At 50.1% G+C, this 11071-nt stretch carries 5 protein-coding genes and 2 rRNA genes; 2 read left to right on the forward strand and 5 right to left on the reverse strand.

The window, feature by feature from the left end; translation table 11 throughout:
• Together TH63_RS00005 and rrf are read left to right on the forward strand one after the other, a co-directional pair.
• A 23S ribosomal RNA gene (locus TH63_RS00005) occupies window positions 1-2273 on the forward strand.
• Window positions 2274-2387: 114 nt separating this feature from the next.
• Window positions 2388-2499, forward strand: a 5S ribosomal RNA gene (rrf, locus tag TH63_RS00010).
• A 577-nt stretch (window positions 2500-3076) separates the two neighbouring features.
• Here the strand turns inward: rrf and TH63_RS00015 are convergent.
• The 5 genes from TH63_RS00015 to TH63_RS00035 form a co-directional block, all read right to left on the reverse strand.
• Window positions 3077-4354: a M16 family metallopeptidase gene (locus tag TH63_RS00015; RefSeq protein ID WP_197088604.1), complete on the reverse strand. Its 1278-nt coding sequence runs from the start codon at window positions 4352-4354 to the stop codon at window positions 3077-3079.
• A gap of 12 nt (window positions 4355-4366) precedes the next feature.
• On the reverse strand, window positions 4367-5524 hold the full coding sequence (gene porV / locus TH63_RS00020; RefSeq protein WP_048919118.1) for a type IX secretion system outer membrane channel protein PorV: 1158 nt from the start codon (window positions 5522-5524) through the stop codon (window positions 4367-4369).
• A gap of 30 nt (window positions 5525-5554) precedes the next feature.
• Window positions 5555-9412, reverse strand: a complete 3858-nt coding sequence (gene porU / locus TH63_RS00025; protein WP_048919119.1) for a type IX secretion system sortase PorU — start codon at window positions 9410-9412, stop codon at window positions 5555-5557.
• A 228-nt stretch (window positions 9413-9640) separates the two neighbouring features.
• Window positions 9641-10351 (reverse strand): CDP-alcohol phosphatidyltransferase family protein, encoded by a 711-nt coding sequence (locus tag TH63_RS00030; RefSeq protein WP_048919120.1) that lies wholly within the window; start codon window positions 10349-10351, stop codon window positions 9641-9643.
• A 38-nt stretch (window positions 10352-10389) separates the two neighbouring features.
• On the reverse strand, window positions 10390-11040 hold the full coding sequence (locus TH63_RS00035; RefSeq protein WP_048919121.1) for an MBL fold metallo-hydrolase: 651 nt from the start codon (window positions 11038-11040) through the stop codon (window positions 10390-10392).
• Between the last annotated feature and the right edge of the window lie 31 nt (window positions 11041-11071).

Genomic DNA, 11071 nt, shown 5'->3' on the forward strand with positions numbered 1-11071 from the left:
TGGCAAGGTTAAGCGTCTCAAGACGCGGAGCCGCAGCGAAAGCGAGTCTGAACAGGGCGCACAGTCAGGGGGGGTAGACGCGAAACTTTGTGATCTACCCTTGGGCAGGATGAAGTTGCGGTAACACGCAATGGAGGTCCGAACCAGTTTCCGTTGAAAAGGATTTGGATGACCTGAGGGTAGGGGTGAAAGGCCAATCAAACTGAGAAATAGCTCGTACTCCCCGAAATGCCTTTAGGGGCAGCGTCGAGGTTGAGTCTCGTGGAGGTAGAGCTACCGATAGGACTAGGGGGAGTCAAATCCTACCGAATCCTGACGAACTCCGAATGCCACGTGACATACTCGGCAGTGAGGCTTGGGGTGCTAAGGTCCCAAGCCGAGAGGGAAAGAACCCAGACCATCAGCTAAGGTCCCTAAATCTATGCTAAGTTGAACAAAGGAGGTCCAGTTGCCCAGACAGCCAGGATGTTGGCTTGGAAGCAGCCATTCATTTAAAGAGTGCGTAACAGCTCACTGGTCGAGCGACAGGGCATCGATAATAATCGGGCATCAAGCATAGTACCGAAGCTATGGATTGTATTTATAATACAGTGGTAGGGGAGCATTCCCGTCTGCGTAGAAGGTACCTGGTAATGGGTATTGGAGCGTCGGGAAAAGCAAATGTAGGCATAAGTAACGATAATGCGGGCGAGAAACCCGCACACCGAAAGACTAAGGTTTCCTGATCAACGCTAATCGGATCAGGGTTAGTCGGGTCCTAAGGCTGACGCGAAGGCTAAGGTCGATGGACAACTGGTTAATATTCCAGTACTAGCGTAACCCAGTGATGCGGTGACGGAGTAGTGAAAGGCCCGCCTGGTGACGGAATACCAGGTTAAAGCACGTAGTTATAGAGACGGTAGTCAAGTACGCCGACTTTGATGAAATGCGATAGTACCCCAAGCCCCCGGGCGAGGGGATAGCGGCCCTAATCAGACTTCCAAGAAAACCCGCTAAGCGTTTAAGGTTACGCTACCCGTACCGCAATCCGACACAGGTAGTCGAGGAGAGAATCCTAAGGTGCTCGAGTGAATCACGGCCAAGGAACTCGGCAAAATGGCCCTGTAACTTCGGGAGAAGGGGCGCTTCCTCCAGCGATGGAGAAGCCGCAGTGAAGAGGCCCAGGCGACTGTTTAACAAAAACACATGGCTATGCGAAATCGAAAGATGAGGTATATGGCCTGACACCTGCCCGGTGCCGGAAGGTTAAGAGGGGATGTTAGCCGCAAGGCGAGGCATTGAATCGAAGCCCCGGTAAACGGCGGCCGTAACTATAACGGTCCTAAGGTAGCGAAATTCCTTGTCGGGTAAGTTCCGACCTGCACGAATGGTGTAACGATCTGGGCGCTGTCTCAGCCGTGAGCTCGGTGAAATTGTAGTCTCGGTGAAGATGCCGAGTACCCGCTACGGGACGGAAAGACCCCGTGCACCTTTACTATAGCTTAACATTGACTCTGGGCAACTCATGTGTAGGATAGGTGGGAGCCTCTGATCCGGCGTCGCTAGGCGTCGGTTAGGCAACGTTGAAATACCACCCTTGAGTTGTTTGGAGCCTAATCCCTGAGCGGGAGACATTGTTTGGTGGGTAGTTTGACTGGGGTGGTCGCCTCCAAAAGAGTAACGGAGGCTTTCAAAGGTACCCTCAGCACGCTTGGTAACCGTGCGCAGAGCGCAATAGCAGAAGGGTGCTTGACTGTGAGGCCCACAAGCCGAGCAGGGCCGAAAGGCGGATATAGTGATCCGGTGGTTCCGCATGGAAGGGCCATCGCTCAAAGGATAAAAGGTACGCCGGGGATAACAGGCTGATCTCCCCCAAGAGCTCATATCGACGGGGAGGTTTGGCACCTCGATGTCGGCTCGTCACGTCCTGGGGCTGGAGAAGGTCCCAAGGGTTGAGCTGTTCGCTCATTAAAGTGGCACGCGAGCTGGGTTCAGAACGTCGTGAGACAGTTCGGTCCCTATCTGTAGTGGGCGTTGGATTTTTGAGGGGACCTGTCCTTAGTACGAGAGGACCGGGATGGACGAGCCTCTGGTGGACCTGTTGTGGCGCCAGCCGCAGCGCAGGGTAGCTACGCTCGGATGAGATAAGCGCTGAAAGCATCTAAGTGCGAAACTCACCCCAAGATGAGAAATCCCTTTAAGGGCCGTGGGAGACGACCACGTCGATAGGCGGCAGGTGTAAAGGCGGAAACGTCATAGCCGAGCCGTACTAATTGCCCGAGAGCTTTCCCGCCGAACCAAGGCGCGTACCCTACTTGTTCTCTTTCTTCCCATGTATATCAAAGCACCCCCCGACATCATTGAGCACGCGTAGCGATACCGTGCGGTAGGCAGAGATGCCTCAAGGCAATGGTGGCTATGTCGCGGGTGTCCACCTCTTCCCATTCCGAACAGAGAAGTTAAGCCCCGCCGAGCCGATGGTACTGCGGTCACACGCGGGAGAGTAGGTAGCCGCCAACCCCCAACAACCCCCGAGGGCCCCCCAGCGATGGACGGGCCCTCGAGGCGTTTTGGGGAAGGGGAACGGGGTAAAGAGAGGGTAGATGGGAGCTGTCATTGATGTCTTAGACTTACATCAAAGCAAAACAAATTAGTTAAATGCTTGATTATAAAAAGTAAGAGGCCCGGTTATCTTATGTAACCGGGCCTCTTCTTTTGGAAAGTTCTCTAACTGCGCAGGGGGATTCAAAAGCTTTTGGATTTTGCTTCAATAAATCAGTGGGTTTATTTTTTAGGAAATGCTACCCAGTGGTTAGTACTTTCTTTGCCCTTTGATAATTCATTTATCTATAAGCTTTAATTAAATTGTGAGTCCAATTATTTTAGCGGTTATGATAGCTGACTTCCGGAAAGATGAAGGCTCCTCATTAGCTTTCTTATATGCTAAATATTTAACTTTAAATAGTGAAAGGCTATCAGCTTGAATCTACTTTTGCTTACTTATAATTTAGAATTGTTCATGGCAATCTCTTTAAGCTAAAATGCCTTGGCTAATTATTTAACCAAGGCATTTTAGCTTAAAGAGATTAAGTTATACTTATCCCTTAGGTGTTCCGCCCGTTACTACTTTAAAGAAATCCTCTTCGGAAAGGTAATTTTTGGCTGCCTCCTTTAATTGGTCAGCGCTTAGGCTTTGAATCTCCTTTAATAGGTTTGTGTAAAAATCAGCAGGGAGTCTTAGGAGTACATTAGATTTATATTTATCCATTTTGTCAAACAAAGTGGCATGGTCTGATAAGAACTTTCCGGCAAGGTGTTTTTTAACAGTGGTCAGTTCCTCTTCTGTCACTTCCTCCTGCTTTAGCTTATCCAGCTCTTTAGAAATCTCCTCTAGTGTTTCTTCTATCTTGTCTCCTTTGATATCTGTTCCAAGGGAAAATAGGGAGTCATGCTCTTTCTGGGATAAGGAAGAATAGACGCCATAGGTATAGCCTTTTTCTTCCCGTATGTTTTTCATTAACCTAGACCCAAAGTATCCGCCTAAAGTATGGTTAAGCAAGTATAGTGCAGGGTAATCTGGGTGAGTAGGTTTAATGATAGACTTCCCAACTCGTATAGCGGCCTGCATCTGATTAGAGGTTGGATCAATAATCAACCTTGGAGATAATGCCTTGGCCGCTATAAGGGGTTCTTCTAAAGTCTGAGATGATGAAGCGTTAAGCTTTTCTAGTATTGCAGAAAAGGCCTGGTTATTTATATCGCCGGTAATGAAGACCTCCGCCGTTGAATAATTATAGGCCTTTTGATGGAAAGATGCTAAGCTCTCTTTCTGGACCGCTGCCACTTCTTCCTCTGACGTGAAGGTGGCGTAAGGATGGCCTTTCCCATAAATAGCCGTCGTGAAAGTCTCTGTGGAGAGGTAGCTGTTCTTTTGCTTATCAACGGCTAAGGATTGTATGATCCTTTGCTTTAATAAGTCAAACTCTTCCTGCGGAAAAGACGGCTGTTCAATAATTTCAAACGTGAGCGGCAAAAGATCAGGAAGGAACTTAGAGAGACAGTACAAGGTCACCGTGGTTCTGTCAAAGCCATGAGAGACTTCCAGGGAGGCCCCATAGAAATCAGTGATATCCGCAATCTGTTTAGCAGAGTGATGGAGGGTGCCTTCTTTCAGCATTTTAGCCGTTAAGGAAGCAACGCCAGGAAAGGGCTGATACCATTTACCTCCTTTGAAGACAAACTCAATTCTGATGACCGGTTGCACCGAATTTTGGAACACGTGTAAACGTGCGCCTGAAGGAGTAATTAAAACTTCAGGGTGAACAGATAAATCACTTGAAAGCTCAGCAATAGCTGGAGCTACGGTACGGATCAAAGTCATAAATGATTATTCGGCTCCGTCTAATTTAAAGTGAAGCGAGAAACGGATGGTTTGCGCTAATGGGCTGTTTTGTTCATTAGGTACCATATAGGCTGCATCTACGCCAAATTTCTGATATCTGATACCAAGGCCCATGGCCAGAAACTGACGACCTCCTTTAAGCTCATTCTCAAAGAAATATCCTGCCCGTGCCGCAAACATGTTATCATACCAGTATTCTAAACCGGTAGAAAGGGTCACTTCCTTTAACTCCTCGCTGCCACCGCCCGGGGCGTCTGTAAAGGATTTGAAAATACCTGAGAAGACATTGGTTTGGTCATTGGCTGAGGCATCATCTGGTCTTGAATAAGGTACCAGTAATTTATTACCATCAATGGCCAGGGTGAGTTTGTTGTAAGGATCAAGCTCCATAGTAATGGCAGTACCCAAGCGAAGATTGGTAGGCAGGAAATCTTTACGGCCAGCGGTAGAATAAGAAATCTTAGCGCCCACGTTAGAGATATTTCCACCTAAGGCCAAGTTGTAGTTCTTGCTACCTAAGGCAAGATCTTTGGTGTAATAGATACCTAGGTCTACAGAGGCAGAATTACCAGGCGTTGACTCAAAGTTGCCGCTGGGGCTCACCACATTGGTATTACCAGCTAAGTTAGATCTAATATACCGGGCTCCCACGCCAAGGCTTAAGTTCTCGCTCAGTTTTTGGCCATAAGAAAGGTTAATGGCATACTCCTTCGGGTTGAAGGGCTGGAAGTCATTGCCGGTCTGTGAAAAAACAATTTCTCCCAAATCAAAATACAGCATAGACAGCGCTATAGAGGAGTTAGGGCTTAGTTTCTTATGGGCAGACAGGTACGCCAGGTACATATCATCTACTACATTCCGTAACCAGGGAGTGTAAGACAAGGAGGCTTCAAAGTCTGACTCTAGAAAGCCAAGCTTGGCCGGGTTCCAGTGAGGGGAATTAACATCTGGTGATGTGGCCACACCTGCATCTCCCATCGCTGCCGCACGGGCATCTGGGGCTACTAATAATACTGGAACAGCAGTGGTAATAGGACGGTAGTCTTGGTTCTGACCAATGGAGTTTTGTGCCAACGCCGAAAGGCCAGAGAAAGAGACTAACAGAATACCCAGAATAGTAGATCTGATAAAGGTGTAGTTCATGTGGTAGAAGTTGATGTAATAGCAGATACGTTATTTTAGTAAAACTAGCTTTTCAAAACGGGAAGTTGTTGCTCCATCCAATCGAGAACGAATATTTACTTTATAAATATATACACCTTTCGCTAAATTATCATGGTGGTCATCTTTACCGTCCCAGGTAATGTCAGAAAAGTGGGTATTTCCGTTGCTGAACCCATGCAACGTTTTAACCATTTTACCAGAAACGGTGAAAATCTGAATAAGGATATCTAATTCTTGCCCCGGCCGGTTATGGTCAAAATGGAAGGTAGTTTTGTGTAGGAACGGGTTAGGTATATTGTAAACATGGTCTAACGTAAGCTTTTCAGAGGATGCCACAATAAACTCCAGTTTACTGGTACTGGAGTTGTTATGGGTATCCCAGGCCTTGAGGGTAAGGGTGTGCGGCCCCGGCGTTAAGTTCTTGAGCGCATAGCGCACCTTCCCAGATTGGTAGGAATCCACATCTGCCGTATAGAACTCATTCAGGACAATAGGGTTTTCCGTTTTCTCATCCAGAATGGCGATAATCTCATGCCCTATGCCTGCCCCAGCCGTATTGATTCCGTTCTCATCAAATAAATGCGCTAAAAAAGTGGCCTCAGTGCCGGCCAATCCCCCTGATACAAAGGATTCATCATTTAGAAACAGCTTCAGCTGCGGAGGCGTGTTATCTGCTGATACGTTAGCATTTGCACCCCCAACCGGCACTGGCGTAGCACCATGCGCGTCTGAAGAGGGGGAGAAGGCATATAAGTGGATGCTTCCGGCCCCAATCTGATAATTAATGTCCTTAGGCACCACCATGGCTATTTCAAACACGCCGTTCTTCACCGAAGCCAGACCGTCATATAATACATTGTTTCGGCTGAGTACTTGGCGTTTTGGGTTCTGGTCTCCCAGCGTGGTAAGAGGCGCTCGCTTGTCATACACCGTTACCTGAACCTGCCCCTGGAAGTCTGTAGCTACCTGCTGCTGGCTGTTTCTTACATAACCTTCCAGACGTACCGTAGAAAGCGCCTTAAGCGTATCTGAGGCGGCGGCAGAGAATGGTTTGCCATTCAGTTTGGAAAGCAGCACCTCCTGCGCCGGATAGGCCAGCCGCATGGAAGGGTCACCCAGCAAGGCGAAGTTCCGGTTGTTTACCCCAAACAAACTGGCATTCTTGGTTTGGTTCATGAGCACCCCCAGCGTAGGCATAGCACCGTTCGCAAGCGGCTTGAACAGGAACTGAAAAAAATTGGTATTCAAGGCCCGGTTGCCGTCTGAGTACACAGGGCGGGTAGTCGTAAGAAGTCCCACGGCCCCACCATCCGGGTGGAAAAGGGCGGTTTCAGCACCTGAGTTGCGGCGTGGGTCATCATAGCGCCCAAACTCACAGGTAGCGGTCAGGAAAAAGGTGAGGCGGTTGGCATTCTTCCAATCCAGTATTTCAGGTATGGTCACAATCTGCTCATCTGCCAGGCTTAAAGCATTACCGTGGCCTGTGTAATTGGTCACCAGCGCTCCCTTTTCAATGGCTTCGCGCAAGGCCTTATTGGTTTCTGGCGACCGCTGCCCGTTAGGCACGGAAATCTGCGGGTACAGATCTAGGTAAATCTTTTGGGGCAGATACGCGGGGTAATTTCGCTCTACAAACTCGGCCAGGTAATCGGCGTCATTTAGGTGTTCGTTGGTGTCCCCGTCATCGGCCAGGAAAATGAGGCGCTTCCGCCAGTTGCCCAAGGCTTGCTCGCTTTCATACCGGATGATCTTATCTATGATCAGGTCTGCTTCAGCCGCAGACTTAACTGGAAGCCTGCCAATGCCCACATCCAGCAAGTGGCTAAGCGAAAAATTCACCTCAGACCATTCGCCTTCCTCCTCATCCAGAAAACCGATGTAGTCATCTGAAGAGTAAGACGTGATAGGGTCCAAGGATTGCCTGGACTCATAAATGGGAATGAAGTTAGTGTTCTGCGGGAGCCGTCGCTTGGGGTCAAAAGAGGCATCGCCCAGCAGAATCACCTGCAGCAGGTCATCACCCTGTTTATTGCTGCGGGTATGCAGCATCTTTAAAAAATCGCGCAAGGCGGTAATGTCCGGTTTACCCGAAGAGAACTCCTCATAGATTTTAGAAAGCTGCACCACCTCCACCTGCAACCCGTTCCGGCTACTGCGGTGGCTGGCCAGACGCTGGGCCTGCGCGGCGAAGGCGGCAGGGGTAATGATCACCACGTCCAGTTTGCCGTCCAGGTTCAGGCTGTGCAGGTTCTGGTTGGCTACTTTGCCGTGCAGGCTGGGAGCAGGAAAGGTGTTCCACTGGAACACGACATATTCCTGCAGTAGCTGGCTGGCCGCCGAAAAAGAAGCTATACTGTTGTTGATAGAAAGCGCTTGCCTGTAAGGTTTGAGCGGGTCGGTCACGTTCCACACCTGCGCCTCTGCAGAGACGCCACTGATCTGAAAAGTGCTGGCAGGATTCTGCCGGCTGGCCAGGGACCGGAACCCGGTTTGGTTCCCGTACAGCTTCAGTTGCCGCTGCGAGGAAAGCGTGAAGTAATTCAGGTAGCCCGTAGCCGAGGAAGAGCCGCCGGGTTGATAGGTATAGGAAACCGCCAGGTCATTGGTATAGCCCAAAGAGCCCAAGGCTGGAGAAAACTGCAGGACGTGGTTCACGCCTTCGGGGTGATAACTAAAAGAACCCCTGCCTGAGATGTCATGGATGCCTTGCACGGCCCCGTTCAATCGCACCGTAAAGGAACTGTTCAAAGGAGAGTTGGCCATTACCGCCGAGGTAAGCCAAACGGTGCTGTTAGAAACGAGGTCTGAGGCCGGAACCGTGAAGTTTTGCTGCGGGGCAAAAGAAGTGAATTCCTCGCCGTACCATTCGCGGCCAGAGTTGACCATGTTGCGCAGGTCTGCCTCATGGAACCACCGCTCATCATACGAGGTAATGACCGGGAAAGAGCCTGCCAGGGAAGCCTGTTGCCCCACCCGTAGTCCCGCTGTGGAGCCCACGGTGACATAGTAATAAGTGGTATCTGTATACAGGTTGAACGAATGGAGGAACGGGTTTTGCCCGGTCACGTTATTCACTGCCCAGGTATGCGGCCCTTGCCCATAAAACAGGAGGTAGTCATTGGCGTCAAAGCTGCCGTCCTGCTCGCCTTCTACCCAAATGGCATTCTCTACCAGGTCATCGGGGCGGGGAGCCGCATTGGGTTGGGGAAGCATACCGCCCCCGTTGCCATACAGCTTGAGGTTGCGTGGGTTCAGGCCCTGCAGGTTAACCCCCAAGGACTGCAGCGCCGCCCGGTCCAGTTTATAGAGGCCATTGGCAGGCACGCCAATCTTAAACCAGTCGCCGGTGCTTAAAACAGAGCGAGAGGCATAGGTGCGAAGCGGAGCGGATTGGCCCGGCGCTTTTCTGGCAGTACTGCCGGAAGTGGAAAACCTATACCCAAAAGAAAGAAGCTTTTCAACGGCCCCGGTCTGCGGGTTTAGCCGGAAAGGCTGAAAGGCAACTACGGAATGAGGGACCCGGTTAGAAATACCCGAACTTATAGAAAAAGAGATTTCCGTTTTAAGCCCGTTTTTTGGAAAAGAGCGCAATTCTGGCTCTGTTAAAGGGGCAAACTCTACTTGGGTAAATTCAAAAGAACGGACGCTTGTGTTGGGGATAGGCAGCAGCAGGTAAGGAATTTCTTCCCGGTTCAGAAAGGCGGCCTCCTCAAAGGTGGGCATTACCGAAGCTACGGGAGCACCGGCCGCCGGGCTAGCCGCAACTGCTTGCCACCGCACGGTGTAGGTAGCCTCAGATTGGGCCCAAGCGGCAACAGCCATCACCCAAAAGCTTACGGCAAGCAGAAACGTTCTTACAAGATGCATGTACGCGGGTAAAATAACTCACTTCGCAACATAGTACCACACGCTTAGGTTCAGGCGGCAAAGCCTTAGAACCTGGTGGGTATACTTAATTGGCAGTGAGGTGATAAGATAAGGATTCAGGCTCATTTTTGCCACTCCTTGCATCAAAAACCTGGCTCTGGCCTAAATGTTCTGCTCCCCACCTGATTGCTTCCCGCTGGGGCATGATTTTATGCTGGGCGGTAAGATTTAAATGGCAGAGGGTTTCAAGAAGGATAACAGAATGTATAAACCAATGATAAGCGGAATGGCGGTAACATTAAGCCCTATCAGAAACAGAACCGCAAGGCCTAAAAAAATAAACCTGATCTCATTTCCCTTCCAGGCGAAGCTTTTGAACTTAAGCGCAAACAGGGGTAACTCCGCTACCAGCAAATAAGAGAAAAGCAGCGTAATGCCCAGCAACACATAAGGGTTCAGAATCACGCTTGTCAGCCCGAAGGCGTCATAGCCCAGAATAAGCGGCAGGGAGATGACAAAGAGCGTGGAGGCCGGCGTGGGTACTCCAATGAAAGAGGACGTCTGGCGGGTGTCAATGTTGAACTTGGCCAGCCGCAGACCAGAGAAAATGGTGATGATGAACCCGGTAAACGGGAGCCAGAAAGGCAAATCAGTGCCCGCCGGTGATTCCTCTAAACTTCTGGTCATCAACTGCAGCATCATGGCGCCGGGCACTACCCCAAAAGACACCATGTCTGCCAGTGAGTCCAGTTGCTTTCCTATTTCTGAGTAGGCATGCAGCACGCGGGCAACCATGCCGTCCATGAAGTCAAGCACAGCTGCCAGCACCACCAGGTAAGCGGCAGTGGTCAGGTCATTGTGTTTGAGGATAAAGTAGATAGCCAGACAACCACAAAGCAGGTTCAGGCAGGTGATAAAGTTGGGGATATGTTTCTTCATAGAGGCGGGTAGAGCGTTTTGAGCCTGTTTTCCTGAAATCAGCGCAAAAACGGATTGCTGGCTTTTTCTTCCCCAATAGTGGTGGAAGGGCCGTGCCCAGGGTGTACGGTCACCTCGTCTGGCAGGATGAATAATTTAGTTTTGATGCTTTGGATAAGGGTATCATAATCGCCGCCCGGCAGGTCTGTGCGGCCAATGCTGCGCTGGAACAGCACATCGCCGCCCACTACGTTCTGGCTTTCTGCGTGGTAAAACACCACATGGCCCGGCGCATGGCCTGGGGTAAGGAGCACTTGCAACCTGGTGTTCCCAAACGCCACGTCCTCCCCTTCCTTCAGAAACTTCTCAGGCAGAATTTCCTGGTACTGCGGAAAGCCATAGGCCACCGAATAGGTAGGCACTGAGCGCAGCACCGGCAAATCGTCTTCATGGATTTCCAGCGGTACGCCATAGGTATCGGCCACGAATTTGTTGCCCAGCACATGGTCAATGTGGCAATGGGTATTGAGCAAGCGCACCACTTTCAGTTCATTGGTTTTGATAAAGTCCTGCAGTTCCTGCTGCTCGGTTTTGTTGGAGCAGCCGGGGTCAATCACCACGCACTCCTTGGTGTCATCATACAACACGTAGGTGTTCTCTGAAAACGGATTAAACGTGAAGCTTTCTATCTTAAAGGTGGTGGCAGGCATGGGCGTATTCTCTTATTTTGATGGAGCTAAG

It is taken from the genome of Rufibacter radiotolerans (assembly GCF_001078055.1).
GTDB classification, from domain to species: domain Bacteria; phylum Bacteroidota; class Bacteroidia; order Cytophagales; family Hymenobacteraceae; genus Nibribacter; species Nibribacter radiotolerans.